Below are 17,395 nucleotides of genomic sequence, written 5' to 3'. Positions count from 1 at the left end.
TCATCAAGGAGGATGTGAGGGTGTAGCTTAATTAAAAGAAATTCAAAAACACCCCTCACCGGGGTGTTTTTTTAGTTAGATTGATCCCAAGAACCTTTTTTTTCGAAATTCATATTTTACAATAAAGATAATAAGTACTAAGAAACTTCCTAAAATAAAATTTTTTCTTTATAATTATTTAAGTAAGGCGGGATTAGTATAGTGGCAGTACGTGACCTTCCCAAGGTTAAGGCGCCAGTCCGATTCTGGTATCCCGCTCAATTAAGTAAATTATTTTTGTAAAAATTTTATAAAATTATCAATATGAAAAAGAAACTCATTTTAATTTTAATAATAATTGTGGTAATTATTATTGGCGTATTGCTTAACAAAAAAAATGTAGTAAACGCTCCGATAACGGAAAAAAATATAGAACAAAAAAATAATAAATCTAATGAAAATAAAACTATGCAATTAGAAATTAAAACAACCCAGGAGGGAACAGGAGAAAGACAAGTTAAAGACGGAGACACGATAAGTGTTCATTATACCGGCAGACTTTTAGATGGGACCAAGTTTGATTCAAGTTTGGATCGGGGAGTACCTTTTGAATTTACAGTTGGCGCAGGTAGGGTTATCCAGGGTTGGGAGCAGGGATTTATCGGGGCTAAAGTCGGAGAGAAAAGAACTTTGACAATTCCAGCCGAATTTGGATATGGTTCCAGAGCGATTGGTTCTATACCAGCCAATTCAACTCTTATTTTTGATGTAGAATTAGTTTCAATAAAGTAAATCTTTTTTATAGGATGTTAAAGGGCTTAGTGCGCTAGCGCTATGCTTAAAAGGATGAATAAATAAGATAATGTAGTTATTGATTTTATGAAAGATAAAGTAATAAAAAAGATTAATGCATTTTTCCCTCAAATAAGAGAAAAAACTTTTAGTTTTCGTAATATTGCAATTATCATTGGAATTTTGCTCGCTGGGACGATACTGTGGCTATATTACGGTGCAGTTCCTTCTGCCGACCAGCTAATCAAACGTAAAATTGCCCAAACATCTATAATTTATGACAGTACAGGTGAACATGTGCTATATGAACTTTATGGAGAAGAAAATCGCAGGCTGGTTTCTCACGATGAAATTCCAGATTATATGAGAATTGCTATTATTGCGACTGAAGATGCTAATTTTTATCATCATATTGGGATAGATCCTATGGCAATCTTGCGCGCTATTAAAGTTAACATAAAACACAATGAAATCAGGCAAGGAGCTTCAACCATAACCCAGCAATTAGCGCGTATGGCTTTTCTGACCAAAGAGCAAACACTCAAACGTAAAGTGTTGGAAGCTGTTTTTGCCATAAAAATGGAAATAAATTACACGAAAGATGAAATTTTAGACCAATATATAAACGAGATTCCTTTTGGCGCCAACACTTATGGTGTGGAAACTGCCAGTGAAACATATTTTGGTAAAAAAGCCATAGAACTGACTTTAGATGAAGCTGCATTTTTAGCTGCCTTACCAAAAGCCACTTCCTATTATTCCCCATACAGCTCTAATCGCAATGCCCTCGTTATACGTCAAAAAGATATTTTGCAAAAGATAAGCGATACAAGACTTATAACAAAAGAAGAAATGCAGAAAGCCATGTCAGTAAACACTCTTGAAAAAGTTAAGCCGCTAAGCCAACCGATAGTTGCGCCACATTTTGTATTTTTCGTGCTTGATGAACTAGAAAAAAAATACGGAGAAGATTTTATACAAACGGGAGGATTGAAAATATACACTTCTTTAGATTATAATATGCAGAAAATTGCAGAAGATGCTGTGTTCAGAGGATCGCAGAAAAATATTTCACGCGGTGCAACCAATGCCGCTCTGGTAGCAGTTGATCCTAAAAACGGAAATGTGCTGGTTATGGTCGGCAGCAAAGATTATTTTGACAAATCCATAGATGGCGAAGTTAATATAGCTACTAGCCTACGTCAGCCAGGGTCTTCCTTTAAGCCTTTTGCTTATGCGCACGCTTTTGAACTTGGCTATCAGCCAGAAACTATGATTTTAGACGCAGAAACTAATTTTGGTCCTGACGGAACCGGTAAAGATTATATCCCTGTAAATTACGATGGCCAATTCCATGGATTGCTTCCTTTACGTAGCACTTTGTCGATGTCACTCAATATACCGGCAGTCAAAATATTATATTTAGCTGGGATAGACGGCACAATAGATCTAGCTCATAAAATGGGAATTACAACTCTCAATGATCGCAAGCGATATGGCTTATCGCTGGTTTTAGGCGGAGGCGAAGTAAAGCTTGTTGATATGGCCAGTGCTTTTTCAGTTTTTGCCAATGATGGAATCAGAAATAAGGCTCGAGCAATAACTAAAATTACCAACAGCGCAGGAAAAATTATCCAGGAAGGAAAAATTGATCCGCAAAGAGTTTTGAATGAGCAGGTTGCGCGCAAGATAAATTCAATTCTTTCGGATAACAGTGCACGTGCGCCAGTTTTTGGCTCTAACAGCCCGCTGACTTTGAAAGGCAAAACAGTGGCAGCTAAAACTGGAACGACTTCTGGGTTTCGCGATGCTTGGACAGTTGGATATACGCCTTCCTTGGCTGTTGGAGTATGGGCAGGCAACAATGACAATCACGCCATGAAAATCGGTTCAGACGGAGTTTACGTGGCAGCTCCAATTTGGAATGATTTTATGATTCGGGTTTTAGCCAATAAATCTAATGAAGAGTTTGTGCCTTATGAAGTTGTAAAAGACAAAGAACAGATAGCTGGCATAACTGCCAGAATTGTTTATTATAATAATAAGTCTGGCAAAAAAATATCAGAAGATAAGGCAAAAAAAACAGATTCAGATAAGGTCAGCATAAAACTGGAATATGGTTACGGCAAAGATGATTCAGGAAAGTTTATGAATATCGCTATGCCTGATCCCACCGATCCTATGTTTAACCAATGGTTAGATCAGTTCAAAAACCAAAAAGGAAAGGATGAGGACGAGGAAGATGAAGAGGACGATTAAATTTTTATTAAATTTAAGATATGCAAAAGAGAATTATCATATCAATTATTATTTTTATCGCCATAATTTTATTGGTAATTTTCGGGTTTATACTTTTTCGTCAGAAAAAAACTATACAAATTTCAGTTCAGAGTCAACAGGCGATAAACAATGGGCAGGAGGCAGAAAACAGTAATCAGAAATCAGAAAATGGGAATCAAGAAACAGGAAATAGTATTCAAGAAGTAGTTATAAATGATAAACAACAAACAACAATTGACAAAGAACAAACGACAAGTAGCAGAGAAAATAAAGAAGATAAAATTATAAGCAGACTTGTTTCGTGGGGATTTAAAATTTCCAGTAACAGGAAAATAGATACAATAATAGTACATTCAGCATACGATGCCATAGGTAACGATCCGTATAGTGTTGAGGGCGTTATTGCGGAGTATAAACAATATGGAGTTTCTCCTCATTATCTCATTGATCGTGGCGGGAAAATTTATCGTCTTGTTGCAGACCAGGATATTGCTTATCATGCCGGAACCAGTAAAATGCCAGATGGACGTACTGATGTAAACAACTTTTCTGTCGGAATTGAGATGATAAATATTAAGGAAGGAAAATTTACTGATAATCAATACGATTCACTGAATTGGCTGATAGATTTGCTTAAAAAACAGTACCAAATAAAATATGTTCTAGGCCATAATGATATTGCGCCAGGAAGAAAAACTGATCCGTGGAATATAGATTGGGACAAGATTGATAAATAATCTGGAATTTATAATTTAAAATTATACAGCTTATGATTCTATATATTTTTTTAGACGGTAATAATATAAAATTATCAATAAAATCAGGACGCAAAATAATTGCAGAACATGCTTGGCAAGGAGAGTATTCTTTGAGTGAACAACTTTTGCCAAAAATCAATGAATTGCTTAGAAAAAATAAGATTCCGAAAGAAAAAGTGGAAAGAATAATTCCCAAAGTCAGTGAAATATCAGGGGTGACTTCCACAAGGATTGTGCAGTCAATTGTTAAGGCCTGGAATATTAGGTGAAAAAATAAAAACCTGTTATAATTACTATGACATAAGGCGGATATAAAATTTATTAAAATTAATCAGCAATAGAAATGAAAAATAAAAACAAAAAAGAAGATAAAAACGAGCTGAAAAAAATTCTGCAAGGATTTGCAAGTAACATACTTGAACGTTTTGGCAACAATATATCTAAAAAAATTGCTCTATTTATAAATCAACTGAAAAGACGTACAATTGGAGCTATTTTATTGTTGATTGGAGCTATTTTTTTTCTGACAAGTATTGCTATAATGGTTAATACTTTTTTAAGTGATGAATTGCAATGGGTTGGCTGGAGTTTAGTAGGCTTTGTTGTTATTATATTTGGTTATATATTGTCTAAAGATTGAAATTTTAGTAACCGTTAGTTTTGTAGGCTAAAATCCTACTTTAAATAATTTAATTAAATAAAACATGAATACAAGAAAAGTAAAAAAAGCAATTAATAAGAACATTTTAATTGCTCAAAAAAAAGGTGCGGATCTTGAGAAAATTGCAATGAAGGAATATGAAAAAATTAAAAAGGAAATGGATGTAGCTGTAAAAAAAGTTGGAAACTACATCAAAAAAAATCCTAAAAAAGCGGCTGCAATTTCTGCTGGGATAGGAGCAGCCCTTGGAGCAGCAATTACCGGTTTAATAGTTGCAGTCTCAAAAAAGAAGAAAAAATAAAAAAACAATCTTCTTGTTAAAAAACCGCTTGTAAAAGCGGTTTTTATATAATTATTTTATATAAAAAGGTTTCTGGTTTATAGGCGCAGTTGACAACATTTTACATATATGATATTTTTGTGTGCACATACATGATTTAGGAAAGTACTTCTATTTTTTGCTCTGTTTTTGGGTGAAAACAGGGCACAATCTTTTTGTCAAGAGGGGAATGACAGACACAACTAAATAATTTAATAGACTTAATTTAAACTCGCTACTGAGCTTCGCGCTTCTTAGACATTAATCGAAGACACGAAGAACTGGTGAGAGTTGTTTTTATGGTCAAAGAAAAAAAAGCCTTGAAGGTTAAGGAGTCCTATGGTGCATCTTCATCACTGTCACGTAGAAAATTTTTCCACAAGCAGCTGGTAGTTTCGCTTCCAAATCTTATTGAAGCTCAAAGCGATGCCTATCAATGGTTTTTGGAAAAAGGACTGCGGGAACTTTTAGACGAAATCAACCCCATCAATGATTTTACAGGAAAGGATCTTGAACTTTCACTCACTGATTATTATTTAGACGAACCCAAAACTGACGAAATTACTGCAAAAAATAAAAACATTTCTTATGAAGCGCCTCTTAGAGCCAAAGCGCGTTTAGTGATTAAGAAAACTGGAGAAATCAAAGAACAAGAAATATATTTAGGTGACTTTCCGGTAATGACTGATCGCGGAACCTTTGTCATTAACGGTGTTGAACGTGTTGTGGTTAGCCAATTGATTAGGTCAAGCGGTGTTTTTTTCACTATGGAATATCAAAAAGGCAAAAAACTTTTTGGTGCTAAACTCATTCCTAATAGAGGTGCTTGGCTGGAAATTGATACAGGGCTTGATGGAGTGTTAAATGTCCGTATTGACCGCAAGAGAAAAATTCCTATCACAGCGCTTTTACGTGCTTTTGGGATGCAAAAAAATGAATCTATTATTAAAATTTTTAAGGATGTCGATAATGGTGATCTTAATTTTATTGAAGAAACTTTAGCTAAAGACACGACTAAAGATCAAGCAGAAGGATATAAAGAAATTTATAAAAGAATAAGGCCGGGAGATTTAGCAACGGTTGAAAACGCAAAACAATTAATCGATTCAATGTTTTTCAATTTTGAAAAATATGATTTTGGCTCAGTCGGACGTTACCGTTTGAATCAGCGACTTAATGTTAATCGCGAAGATAATGAAGAAAATAGAATTTTATTAGTTGATGATCTGGTTTTGATTATTAAGGAAATTATACGTCTCAATAATGACCCGCACGCTATTGCCGACGATATCGATCACTTAGGCAACCGACGCGTCAGGGGAGTAGGAGAATTGGTACAGAATAAATTGCGCATCGGCATGGCAAGAATGGCTAGAAATATAAAAGATCGTATGAGCACCTGCGATGTTGAAACCGTTGTACCAGGACAACTTATCAACTCTAGGCCAGTAGCTGCTGCCATTAAGGAGTTTTTTTCAAGTTCGCAGCTTTCCCAGTTTATGGATCAAGTCAATCCTTTGGCTGAACTTGAACACAAAAGACGCTTATCTGCTATGGGACCAGGAGGGTTAACCCGTGAAAGAGCAGGTTTTGAAGTCAGAGATGTACATCATTCACATTATGGACGCATTTGTCCGATCGAAACTCCAGAAGGTCCGAATATTGGGTTGGTGGGGCATATGGCTTCTTATGCTCGCATAAATGATTTTGGATTTTTAGAAACTCCTTACATAAAATTACACAAGGAAGTAGAAAATAAAACAGAAAATCTAATAAGCAGAGTTCTAAATGAAGATATTGAAGGCATTGCAAAATCAGGAGATAAAATTACTGAAGAAATTGCCAACAAAATTTATAAATGCAGCAAAAAGAATATTAAAATTAAACCATATATTTCAGATGAAATAGAGTATATAAATGCTACAGTTGAAGACAGACACGTTATTACACATGCACGTGTTAAAACGGATGAAAATCGCAATATAATAGAAGAAATAGTAGAAGCTCGTGTTAAAGGTAGTCCTGAAATGATTGAAGCTGATAAATTGGACTACATAGATGTGTCTGCTAAACAATGCATATCTATTGCAACTTCCCTTATTCCATTTTTGGAACATGATGATGCTAATCGTGCTCTCATGGGTTCAAATATGCAACGCCAGGCTGTGCCATGTATTGTCCCGCAAGCTCCATTGGTTGGAACTGGTATTGAAGATAAGGCCGCATCTGATTCAGGACAGGTTGTTTTAGCAGTTAATGACGGAGAAGTTATTGAAGTTGACGCTAATCATATTGTCATTAAAGAAAAAGCCCCAGTCGGAGCTAAAAAAGATAATTTTAAACGAGAATATAAACTTCAATCTTTCCAGAAATCCAATGCCTTTACTAGTATGAGCCAATTGCCTCGAGTTGAAAAAGGACAAGCTGTGACCAAGGGTCAGCTTTTGGCTGATGGTGCCGCAACTGAAAATGGAGAATTAGCTTTAGGGCAGAATCCATTAGTAGCTTTTATTCCTTGGGATGGTTATAACTATGAAGATGCTATCATACTTTCAGAGAGGCTTTTAAGAGAAGACTGGTACAGTTCTATTCATATTGAAGATTTTTCAATTGATGTTCGTGATACAAAACTCGGGCCAGAAATTGTGACTAGAGACATCCCGAATATTGGTGAGGAAAGACTGAAGAATCTGGATGAAACAGGAATAATCCGAATAGGTGCGGAAGTTTCTTCGGGAGATATATTAGTAGGCAAGATTACTCCAAAAGGCGAAGGTGATTTAACACCCGAAGAAAGGCTATTAAGAGCTATATTCGGTGAAAAATCAAAAGACGTAAAAGATTCCTCACTTTATCTGCCTCACGGAGAACATGGTAAAATTGTTGATATAAAAATACTTTCTAGAGAACAAGGTGACAAACTTTCAACTGGAGTTATCAAGCAAATACAAATTTCAGTTGCACAGTTGCGCAAAGTTTCTGTTGGGGATAAATTAGCAGGACGACACGGGAACAAAGGAGTTATTTCCAGAATCGCACCAGTTGAAGATATGCCATATTTGCCAGACGGAACTCCTATTGATGTAATACTTAATCCATTAGGAGTTGTGTCCCGTATGAATATCGGACAGATTTTGGAAACTCATCTCGGATGGGCAGCTTTTAAACTTGGTTATAAAGTTGCAACTCCTGCACTGGACGGAATTGCAGAAGAAGATATAAAGGAGGAACTTAAAAAAGCTGGACTCCCCGAAAGCGGAAAAGTAAGATTGATTGATGGGAAAACCGGTGAATTTTTTGATAACGAAACAACAGTAGGCGTTATGTATGTTATGAAACTAAATCACTTGGTTGAGGATAAACTGCACATGCGCTCAATCGGACCATATTCATTGATAACTCAACAACCACTTGGAGGTAAAGCACAATTTGGAGGACAGCGTTTCGGAGAAATGGAAGTATGGGCGCTGGAAGGATATGGAGCAGCCTATACTTTGCAAGAAATGCTTACAATCAAATCAGATGATGTTCTTGGGAGATCAAAAGCATATGAATCTATAATTAAAGGTGAAAAAATCAAAAGTCCGAACATACCAGCCTCTTTCCATGTTTTAGTGAATGAACTAAAAGGCTTATGTTTAGATGTCGAACTTATTGATTCCAAACTTAAAGATGACGATTTGCAAGAAGATGAGTTGGGAGAATATGAAAAAACAGAAGAAGACATCGATCAAATTTAATTAACCTTTGTAAAAAATTTCAAATAAAATTATGGAAAATATTACTAAAGTCAGTGACTTCAATAGTGTCCGTCTCAGGCTCTCTAGTCCAGAAAGCATAATGAATTGGTCGCATGGCGAGGTGACAAAACCAGAAACAATAAACTATCGAACTCAGCGGTATGAAAAAGATGGTTTATTTTGCGAAAAAATATTTGGTCCCTCAAAGGATTGGGAGTGTTATTGCGGAAAATATAAGCGCATAAGATATAAAGGAATTGTTTGCGATAAATGCGGAGTAGAAGTTACCCGTTCAATTGTTAGGCGTGAAAGAATAGGACATATAAAATTAGCCGTTCCTGTTTCGCATATCTGGTTTCTCAGGGGCGTTCCATCAAAAATTGGTTTAGCTTTAGGAATAGGAGTACAAGATCTTGAAAAGGTCATATACTTTGCTGCCTATATTATTAAAAACGTAAATGAAGATGTCCGTAACCGAGTTATAGAACAACTTGAGCACGAATATAAACAAAAACAGAAAGAAGTTAAATCAGGCAAGACAGAAAATGAACGCGGAACCGATGCAATGTTGGAAGAATTAAAAGAACAATTTAAGGGGGTAAAAGAAGATATCAAAAATCTAAAACCGATGCAGATTCTTTCAGAACTTGAATATTTTAACTTATCATCCAGATTTGGACAGGTTTTTTCGGCTGGAATCGGAGCTGAAGCGGTACGTGAAATTTTAGAAGATATGGATATTGATAAGATGATTAAGCGTATAAAAAAGGAATTAGACAATGAGGAAACATCTGATAAGAAAAAATTATTCAAACGTATGAAACTTTTCCAGGGCTTTAAGAAAGCCGGACTTAAACTAGAATGGATGTTGCCCACGGTCATTCCAGTCATTCCGCCTGATCTACGTCCAATGGTGGCTTTAGATGGAGGACGTTTCGCAACTTCCGACCTTAATGATTTATACAGGCGCATCATTAATAGGAATAATCGTTTGAAAAAATTGATTGATTTAGGAGCACCTGAGGTTATTACCAGAAATGAAAAAAGAATGTTGCAGGAAGCAGTAGATGCGCTTTTTGATAATAGCGCCCGCAAGGGTCAATCATCTGTAGCTGCTTCGACTGGGCAAAGGCGGCCATTGAGATCATTGGCTGATGCTCTCAAGGGAAAGCAGGGAAGGTTCAGACAAAATTTGCTTGGAAAAAGAGTTGACTATTCAGGACGTTCAGTAATTGTTGTTGGCCCACAGCTTAAGTTACATCAGGCAGGACTTCCAAAGAAAATGGCTCTTGAACTTTTTAAGCCTTTCATTATAAATAATCTTATAGAAAAAGAATACGCCCATAATGTAAGGACAGCTGGACGTATGGTTGATGCAGAAACCGAGGAAGCTTATGAAATTCTAGATGAAATCATCGAGCATCATTACGTGCTTTTAAATCGTGCCCCAACGCTTCATCGCTTATCTATCCAAGCTTTCCAGCCAGTGCTTATTGAAGGTAAAGCTATTCAGATACATCCAATGGTTTGTGCGGCTTTCAATGCCGACTTTGATGGAGACCAAATGGCGGTGCATGTTCCGTTGACCGATCAGGCTCGCGATGAAAGTGCCAATATTATGCTTTCTTCAAAGAACTTGCTTAAACCAGCTTCAGGAGAGCCAATTGTTGTTCCATCAAAAGATATTATTTTGGGAGCATACTATATAACTCATGTTAAGGAAGGCGTTAAAGGTGAGGGAAAAATTTTTGCAACTCATGAGGAAGCAATACTAGCTTATCAACTGGGGTTCATTGCTGTAAATGCAAAGATAAAAGTTGATATTAAAGGTAAAATTCTGGAGACATCAGTTGGGAGGATTTTGTTTAATGATATATTGCCTGAAAGTCTAAGGTTTATAAACGAAGAACTTACACAGAAAGAGATTAAGCAATTAGTTGCAAAAATCTTAACACTAAAAGGACAAGAAGAAACTTCAGCTTTTATAGACCGCATTAAACAGCTTGGATTTAAAATGGCATCTTGTAGCGGGATTAGTTGGGGAATGGATGATCTTAGCGTACCAGCAGAAAAGGAACCAGCGATGAGAAAAGCTGAAGAAGAAGTCGCTACAATTAACCAGCAATACTCCATGGGTCTTTTGACCGAAGAAGAAAGAAAGAATCGTGTTATTGAAATATGGAATCGCACAAAAAATATTATTGCAGATGCAGTTAAGGGTTCTCTTGACCATGAAGGCAGTGTTTACACCATGGTTCATTCTAAAGCTCGTGGTTCTGAATCTGTTGTAGTTCAAATGATGGGCATGAAAGGATTAGTAGCTGGACCAACTGGAGAAACTATTGAATTGCCAGTAAAGAGTTCTTTCAAAGAAGGTTTTAACGTTCTTGAATATTTCATTTCAACTCATGGTGCCCGAAAAGGTATGGCGGATACAGCCTTAAGAACAGCTACTGCTGGCTACCTAACCCGCCGCTTAGTTGATGTGGCTCAAGACATAATTGTCCGTGAAGAAGATTGTGGTGATAAGGAAGGTGCATATATATATAAAGAAGATTCAGATAAAATCGGGCAAAGTTTTGCAAATAGGGTCGAAGGCCGTGTCGTGGCTGAAGATGTAATTGATCCAAAAAATAAAAAAATACTCATTAAAAAAGGAACACTAGCAACAAAGGAAGATGGTCAGGCTATAGAAAAAGCCCAGATTGATAAGGTTAAGATTAGAAATGTCATTACCTGCAAAAGTAAAAGAGGTATTTGTCGCACATGTTATGGTTTGGATCTTGGGCGCAGTAATTTAGTAGCAATTGGACAAGCTGTCGGTATAGTAGCTGCCCAAGCTATCGGCGAACCAGGTACTCAATTAACTATGCGTACTTTCCATACCGGTGGTGTTGCAGGAACAGATATTACTCAAGGTCTTCCTCGTGTTGAAGAAATTTTTGAGGCACGTCCTCCAAAAGGAGAATCTATTATTGCCGATGTTGATGGTAAGGTCGTGGAAATTGTGAGTGAAAACAGAAAGACCGTGACTATCAAGATTGAAACTTTAGAAAAAGAGATTAAAGAATATCAAGCTCCATCAGAGTCAACGCTAATTGTTTCCAAAGGGCAATTGATTGGCAAAGGAGCCCAGCTTAATGAAGGTCATGTTGATCTCAAAAAATTATATGCTACCATGGGTCAAGAGGCTGTCCAACGATACATTATCAGTGAAATTCAGGAAATATATGCAGCCCAAGGTGAAGGAATTAATGATAAGCATGTCGAAGTCATTATTCGCCAGATGCTAAGTCGCATAAAAGTTATTGATGCCGGTGACACAGATCTTTTGCCGGGAGATGTTGTTGAAAAAGATCAATTTTTAGAAGAAAATGAATTAGCTAAAAAAGCTAAAAAAGAAAAGGCTACGGGAGAGCAACTCATTATGGGCATTACTAAAGTAGCTCTTTCAACAGAATCATTTCTTTCAGCCGCATCTTTTCAGGAAACTGCCCGTGTACTTATCAATGCGGCCGTTACCGGAAAAGATGATCGCCTGCGAGGTCTCAAAGAAAATGTTATCATTGGCCGTTTAATTCCAGCCGGAACAGGATACCGGGAATTCAAAAAATAGCTTATTAGTTCGCCATTAGGCGAGTATGGAAACCGCAAAATCCCGATTTATATCGGGATTTTTGTTGTTTGAGTTCGCTGTGTATATATTTGTATTTTATAAAAAAACAGCTCCCTTTCAGAGGAGCTGTTGCTGCTGTAATTTTTATTTAATTACAACCGGATCATTTTTTTTGATCCAATTATACATTTTTTGCGCATCTTCCTTTAGAAGGCGGATGCAGCCGTGGGATGCTGGTTTCCCCGGAAGAGACTGTTGATGAATAAAAAATCCAGCATCAGAAATGTTGATTGCAAAAGGCATTTCCGCATCATATTTTTTTGATTTGTATAAACCAGTCTTCCACTTTACAGAAAAATTTCCAACTGGCGTGTCTAATCCTTTTTTACCAGAAGAAATTGGCCCCCAGAAAGACAGATGACCATTTTCATAAGCACCAAAATATTGCCTATCCAAAAAAATATAGAGAATACGTTTTTGATTTTTTGCTTTCTCTATTGTTTTAGGAATTGGTATAAAACGGTTTGCCTTCTCAGGGTTGATTGGAATAAAAATACTTTTGCCAGCAGGCAAATGACTTTCATCAACTCTATTAACTCTTTTAATCAGGTCCCAATGCTCGCAGGGAGCGATTTTGCCTAGAACATCTCCTTTTTTAACTTGATAAGTTGAAAATCCTTCAGGTGCAAAAAAAATTTCAGCAAAAGAAAATTCCGAAAAAAATAAACAAAAATTAATTAAAAAAATGATAAAAAAAACAACCTTCCGCATTTTGCTTCCTCCTTCTATATTTATTTAATTTTTAAAGTAATAAGCCAGTATATTATAATAAAAAAATATTGTCAATAAAGAGTATTTCTCTTAAAAAAATAATTTTTTATAAGACAAGCACTTTTGAATAAATCAAAGGCAAGAGTTATCCACAGGAGGGTATTGCAGTGATATTAATACAGTGTTATAATAACACTATAAATAATTTAAATAAAAATATGGAACAAAAACTCACAGCTAAACAAAAAAATATCCTTGAATATATCCGTGAACTTACAATGCAAAATGGAGAAAAACCAACCAGCTATCGCCTGCATAAACATCTGCTTTCTAAAGGTATGAATGAAAGCATGAAATCTGTCATGCAAGTTATCGAATCTTTGGAGAAAAAAGAATTAATTACTCGTGATGAAAATAAAAAAATTTATCTGGTAGAAAATGAGAATTATGGAGATGCGCAGAATATTTTTTCTATTCCTCTTTATGGGCTAGCATCTTGCGGGGAAGCACTGGCCTATGCCGATGACGGTGTGGCAGATGATTTTTTACAAATTTCTAAAAATCTTTTTCACAAAAAACAACCTGAAAAATTATTCGCTGTCAAAGCTCTGGGAGATTCAATGAATAAAGACGGAATCAGTGATGGAGATTATGTGATTTTTGAAAAAACTGAAGCGCAAAATGAGTTTGAAGATAAAATAGTAGTGGCGGTAATCAATGGTATGGCCACTATCAAACGTTATAAAAATATGGGCAAAGGTGTGATTGGCTTGTTTCCTAACTCCACTAATGACGCCCATCACCCAATTTATCTTTCACAAGCGGATGTAATTTTTATAGCTGGAATTTTTCATAAGATTTTACCTGTAAAATTTGTTAGTCTATAGATAAAAAAGTTCATTAAAATAAAGTATAGAAAAAAAACTATCTTTGTGTTAAAATTAAGTTATTAAACAAATTTAAGTAATTGCTTGCCTCAGTGGGCAGATTAAATCATGGGAAGACAAAAAAAACATAATCAGGAAATAGAAGAAAATGAAAGAATTCCGGTAATATCTGGTGATATAAAACGCAGTATAGTTGCCATAACGCTTTTTGTTTTGGCAGTTCTTTTTATTCTAGGTTTTCTTTCTGAAGCAAAAATAGTTGATGCTGGTATTTTAGGCAAATTCCTTAATTCAGCTGCTAGCTGGATATTTGGGGTTGGGAAATATGTCTCTCCTTTCGTACTTATTGTAGCAGGAATAATTTTGCTTTTTCGCAAAGAAACATTATTTTATGTTTCGAAATTGCTAGGAGTATTCACAGCCTTTATAGGACTTTTAGGACTTATACATATTCTTTCATATGATGTAGATAAACTTCTCCAAGCAGCCCAGGATGGAACCGGCGGGGGTTTTCTAGGCTACATATTCGCTTTTATTTTTTTAAAGCTCGCTGGAAAAATCGGAGGGTCAGTTATTCTTATCGCTCTTTTATTAATTGGAATAATTGTGGCTTTTAATTTTTCAATAGTGAAATTAATCGATAAATTTATCCATAAAAAATCAGATGAAAATAGTGAAAAAGAAAATGAAGAATATATTGCTGATGAGAGAGAAGAAGAACCAATACCAGAAAGTAAAGAAGAAAAAGAAAAAAAGACAGAATTTGTAGAAGAAATCAACAATGAAAGTGAGGAAGAAATGCGAATGAAAAAAATTCTTAAAAAAGCAGCAGCTTGGATGCCGAGCGGAAAGAATAAAAAAATAATTTCAGATCAGAACATCGATTGGGAATTACCCCCAATTGATTTATTGGATAATACTATTGAAAAAGCTCAGGGTGGAGATGTAGATAAAAATGCTAAAATAATTCAGGATACTCTAAGAAACTTTGGTATAGAAGTTGAATTAGGAGAAATAAAAACAGGGCCTACAGTTACTCAATACAGTTTTCGTCCGGCAGTAGGCGTAAAATTAAGCAGAATAACAGCATTAAGCAACGATTTAGCTCTTAGATTGGCTGCTCGCCAAGTTAGAATCGAAGCGCCGATTCCAGGAAGATCGCTTGTTGGAGTTGAGGTTCCTAATAAGAAAACAGCATTGATAAGACTCCCGGAGTTATTACAGGCGCTTGAATTTGAAAACAGAAAATCAAATCTATTGTTAGCATTAGGTAAAGATGTCAGCGGAAACTATATTTTTAGTGATCTTAAAAAAATGCCACACCTATTGATTGCTGGTTCCACAGGCAGTGGTAAAAGTGTCTGTATAAACACCATAATATTATCTTTACTTTATCAGAATTCTCCGCAAGATTTAAAACTTATTTTAATTGATCCAAAAAGGGTTGAGCTCACGCCTTATAATGGAATTCCTCATCTTCTTTCAGATGTAATTGTAGAAAATGGCAAAGTAATCAATGCTCTAAAGTGGTCTATCGGACAAATGGAACAAAGATATAAATTAATGCAAGATGCTGGTGCTAAGGATATTATGTCATTCAATGAAAAAGCTGCTAAAGGTGGAACATTAAATCGCATAAATAATGAAACAGGTGAAATTGTAGAAGAAAAAATAGAAAAAATACCGTATATAGTAATTATTATAGATGAACTAGCTGACTTAATGGCATCACATGGCAAAGAAGTAGAAGGTGCGGTAATACGTTTGGCTCAAATGGCACGAGCAGTTGGCATACATCTTATACTGAGTACACAAAAACCTATTGTTACAGTGATTACTAGCCTTATTAAGTCAAATATTCCTACTCGTATAGCTTTCAGAGTTCCGGCGCTTATGGATTCTCGTACCATACTCGATGCAAGTGGTGCCGAAAAACTTCTTGGCAATGGAGATATGCTTTTTTCTGCAGCCGAATCAGTAGACTTAAGACGTATACAGGGAGTTTTCATTTCTGAAGAGGAGGTTAAGCGAGTTGTCAAATTTATAAAAAATCAGAAATTTGAAAAAATAGAAGACAATATTGACAATGAAATAAATATTGAAGAACATAAGGAGCTTGGCAATAATAATGGAGAAGTAAACACTGTATATGATAGAGATAAGATAGACTTTTCCTCAATTCCTGAAAATGATGGGATGGAAGATCAGCGCTACGAAGAAGCTAAGGGAATTGTTTTGCAGGCAAAAAAAGCTTCTTCTTCTCTTTTACAAAGGCGCATGAAAATTGGATATTCACGTGCTGCGCGTCTCATAGATATATTGGAAGAGCGCGGGATTATAGGTCCGGCAGATGGAGCAAAGCCGCGTGAAATTTTGCTTGGAAATGAAAATCAAACATCCTATGAAAGCTCTATGGAAGATCAGATAGTTAGAGATAAATGGCAAATGTAGTTAAAGTATGAAAGCCTAAATATAAGGCGTAAAACAAAAACAAAAAAACAGAAAATAATTTAATTTTAAAGTTTTACACTCTATATTTTTTGCTTTCAATATGGTTAGATTCACCACTAAAAAAATTGATTCCCTGACGCTAGGCGAGCGTATGAAAAAAATCAGAAATGAACGCAGGTTAAGTCTGGCTGAGATTTCAAAGAGTACAAAAATACAATCTAAATATCTGGAATATCTAGAAGAAGGAGAATATATGAAACTTCCTGCTGATGTATATGTCAAAGGATTTATCAAAAGTTATGCGACTTTTATGGGTTTGGATGATATAGGTCTTATTAAACAATATCAACGTGAAAAAGGAATCCATAAAAATATAAAAAAAATTTCTGATGATGACAAAAATAATATTCCGATAAAATTTTCAAGTTTTATCATTACTCCTAAAATTATTATTATAAGTGCAATTATATTAGTGGCCGTAGCTATTCTTGCATATCTTTATAAGGAGGTTAACAGTTTTATTTCAACTCCACGCTTAGTTGTTATAAAACCTAGTGATGGTTCATCTGTGGAGGGAAACTCAATACATGTCACGGGTATTGCCGAAAAAGATGCATTAGTATTTATAAATGATCAGCCTGTTATGGTTAATGAAAATGGAGAATTTGGTGAGGATGTTGGATTAAAACCGAATTTGAATATTATAACCGTAAAGGTACGCAATAAATTCGATAAAGAAAACTCACAAACATTCTCAGTCAATGCAAATTTTCATGATTCTTCACAACAGGGATCTGATAAAATACCAGAACAGAACATGTCAGAACAATTAGAAAAATCAGACGAATTTTATGCTGAAATATATGTAAATCCCAGCCCGACGTGGTTATATATAGAAGTAGATGGTGATCTTAAATATAGCGGAGTGCTCTTACCTCAATCTATTAAGTCTTTTAATGTAAAAAATAAAATAAGCGTGACTTCTGGCAAGGGAAATCAGACATTTATAAAAATAAATGGCAATGATATGGGTATTTTGAGTGATATTCCGGGAGTAGTAAGAAGTATAGAGTATAATTTTAAAGGTAAAATTAATTAAAATTACTAAAGTAATAAAAATAAAAAATATGCGTAGCAAAAT

The 17,395-nt window shown here is 35.4% G+C and carries 12 protein-coding genes and 1 tRNA gene; 12 read left to right on the top strand and 1 reads right to left on the bottom strand.

What is annotated here, in order from left to right; translation table 11 throughout:
* The first annotated feature begins 187 nt into the window (after nucleotides 1-187).
* From PLR68_03935 to rpoC, 9 genes are all read left to right on the top strand, one after another.
* Nucleotides 188-258, top strand: a tRNA-Gly gene (locus PLR68_03935).
* 45 nt (nucleotides 259-303) lie between these two features.
* Nucleotides 304-771 carry an FKBP-type peptidyl-prolyl cis-trans isomerase gene (locus tag PLR68_03930; GenBank protein HOW60869.1) on the top strand — a complete coding sequence of 156 codons (468 nt, stop codon included), beginning with the start codon at nucleotides 304-306 and terminating at the stop codon, nucleotides 769-771.
* 87 nt (nucleotides 772-858) lie between these two features.
* The gene (locus PLR68_03925) at nucleotides 859-3,030 is read left to right on the top strand and encodes a PBP1A family penicillin-binding protein (GenBank protein HOW60868.1); all 2,172 of its coding nucleotides are present in this window, start codon (nucleotides 859-861) and stop codon (nucleotides 3,028-3,030) included.
* Nucleotides 3,031-3,050: 20 nt separating this feature from the next.
* Nucleotides 3,051-3,788 carry an N-acetylmuramoyl-L-alanine amidase gene (locus PLR68_03920; GenBank protein ID HOW60867.1) on the top strand — a complete coding sequence of 246 codons (738 nt, stop codon included), beginning with the start codon at nucleotides 3,051-3,053 and terminating at the stop codon, nucleotides 3,786-3,788.
* 32 nt (nucleotides 3,789-3,820) lie between these two features.
* The gene (locus PLR68_03915; protein ID HOW60866.1) at nucleotides 3,821-4,078 is read left to right on the top strand and encodes a hypothetical protein; all 258 of its coding nucleotides are present in this window, start codon (nucleotides 3,821-3,823) and stop codon (nucleotides 4,076-4,078) included.
* Between the two features lie 74 nt (nucleotides 4,079-4,152).
* A complete protein-coding gene (locus tag PLR68_03910) occupies nucleotides 4,153-4,449 on the top strand; it encodes a hypothetical protein (protein ID HOW60865.1) in 297 nt (98 codons plus the stop codon).
* A 64-nt stretch (nucleotides 4,450-4,513) separates the two neighbouring features.
* Entirely contained in the window at nucleotides 4,514-4,771 is a 258-nt protein-coding gene (locus PLR68_03905) for a hypothetical protein (GenBank protein HOW60864.1), read from the top strand.
* Nucleotides 4,772-5,088: 317 nt separating this feature from the next.
* Complete coding sequence (locus PLR68_03900) at nucleotides 5,089-8,529, top strand: DNA-directed RNA polymerase subunit beta (protein HOW60863.1); 3,441 nt, start codon at nucleotides 5,089-5,091, stop codon at nucleotides 8,527-8,529.
* A 31-nt stretch (nucleotides 8,530-8,560) separates the two neighbouring features.
* The gene (gene rpoC / locus PLR68_03895) at nucleotides 8,561-12,145 is read left to right on the top strand and encodes a DNA-directed RNA polymerase subunit beta' (GenBank protein HOW60862.1); all 3,585 of its coding nucleotides are present in this window, start codon (nucleotides 8,561-8,563) and stop codon (nucleotides 12,143-12,145) included.
* Between the two features lie 144 nt (nucleotides 12,146-12,289).
* Here the strand turns inward: rpoC and PLR68_03890 are convergent, their stop codons facing one another.
* Nucleotides 12,290-12,916: a L,D-transpeptidase family protein gene (locus PLR68_03890; GenBank protein HOW60861.1), complete on the bottom strand. Its 627-nt coding sequence runs from the start codon at nucleotides 12,914-12,916 to the stop codon at nucleotides 12,290-12,292.
* Between the two features lie 218 nt (nucleotides 12,917-13,134).
* On the opposite strand from PLR68_03890, the gene PLR68_03885 reads away from it, so the two are divergent.
* The 3 genes from PLR68_03885 (at nucleotide 13,135) to PLR68_03875 (ending at nucleotide 17,353) form a co-directional block, all read left to right on the top strand.
* Nucleotides 13,135-13,803: a S24 family peptidase gene (locus PLR68_03885; GenBank protein ID HOW60860.1), complete on the top strand. Its 669-nt coding sequence runs from the start codon at nucleotides 13,135-13,137 to the stop codon at nucleotides 13,801-13,803.
* A 108-nt stretch (nucleotides 13,804-13,911) separates the two neighbouring features.
* Entirely contained in the window at nucleotides 13,912-16,254 is a 2,343-nt protein-coding gene (locus PLR68_03880) for a DNA translocase FtsK 4TM domain-containing protein (protein ID HOW60859.1), read from the top strand.
* A 100-nt stretch (nucleotides 16,255-16,354) separates the two neighbouring features.
* Entirely contained in the window at nucleotides 16,355-17,353 is a 999-nt protein-coding gene (locus PLR68_03875; GenBank protein ID HOW60858.1) for a helix-turn-helix domain-containing protein, read from the top strand.
* Nucleotides 17,354-17,395 lie beyond the last annotated feature (42 nt).

It is taken from the genome of Candidatus Moraniibacteriota bacterium (assembly GCA_035390125.1).
Taxonomy (GTDB): Bacteria; Patescibacteriota; Minisyncoccia; order Moranbacterales; family GWC2-37-73; genus DAOOTD01.
The sequence above is the reverse complement of the archived record's forward strand: the minus strand, read 5'-3'. Positions and strand labels throughout refer to the sequence as shown.

Excerpts from the sequence above, each read along its gene's own strand:
- rpoC (HOW60862.1), top strand. The coding sequence starts at position 8,561 with ATGGAAAATATTACTAAAGTCAGTGACTTCAATAGTGTCCGTCTCAGG.
- PLR68_03915 (HOW60866.1), top strand. The coding sequence starts at position 3,821 with ATGATTCTATATATTTTTTTAGACGGTAATAATATAAAATTATCAATA.
- PLR68_03880 (HOW60859.1), top strand. The coding sequence starts at position 13,912 with ATGGGAAGACAAAAAAAACATAATCAGGAAATAGAAGAAAATGAAAGA.
- PLR68_03885 (HOW60860.1), top strand. The coding sequence starts at position 13,135 with ATGGAACAAAAACTCACAGCTAAACAAAAAAATATCCTTGAATATATC.
- PLR68_03890 (HOW60861.1), bottom strand. The coding sequence starts at position 12,916 with ATGCGGAAGGTTGTTTTTTTTATCATTTTTTTAATTAATTTTTGTTTA.
- PLR68_03930 (HOW60869.1), top strand. The coding sequence starts at position 304 with ATGAAAAAGAAACTCATTTTAATTTTAATAATAATTGTGGTAATTATT.
- PLR68_03910 (HOW60865.1), top strand. The coding sequence starts at position 4,153 with ATGAAAAATAAAAACAAAAAAGAAGATAAAAACGAGCTGAAAAAAATT.
- PLR68_03905 (HOW60864.1), top strand. The coding sequence starts at position 4,514 with ATGAATACAAGAAAAGTAAAAAAAGCAATTAATAAGAACATTTTAATT.
- PLR68_03900 (HOW60863.1), top strand. The coding sequence starts at position 5,089 with ATGGTCAAAGAAAAAAAAGCCTTGAAGGTTAAGGAGTCCTATGGTGCA.
- PLR68_03925 (HOW60868.1), top strand. The coding sequence starts at position 859 with ATGAAAGATAAAGTAATAAAAAAGATTAATGCATTTTTCCCTCAAATA.
- PLR68_03875 (HOW60858.1), top strand. The coding sequence starts at position 16,355 with ATGGTTAGATTCACCACTAAAAAAATTGATTCCCTGACGCTAGGCGAG.
- PLR68_03920 (HOW60867.1), top strand. The coding sequence starts at position 3,051 with ATGCAAAAGAGAATTATCATATCAATTATTATTTTTATCGCCATAATT.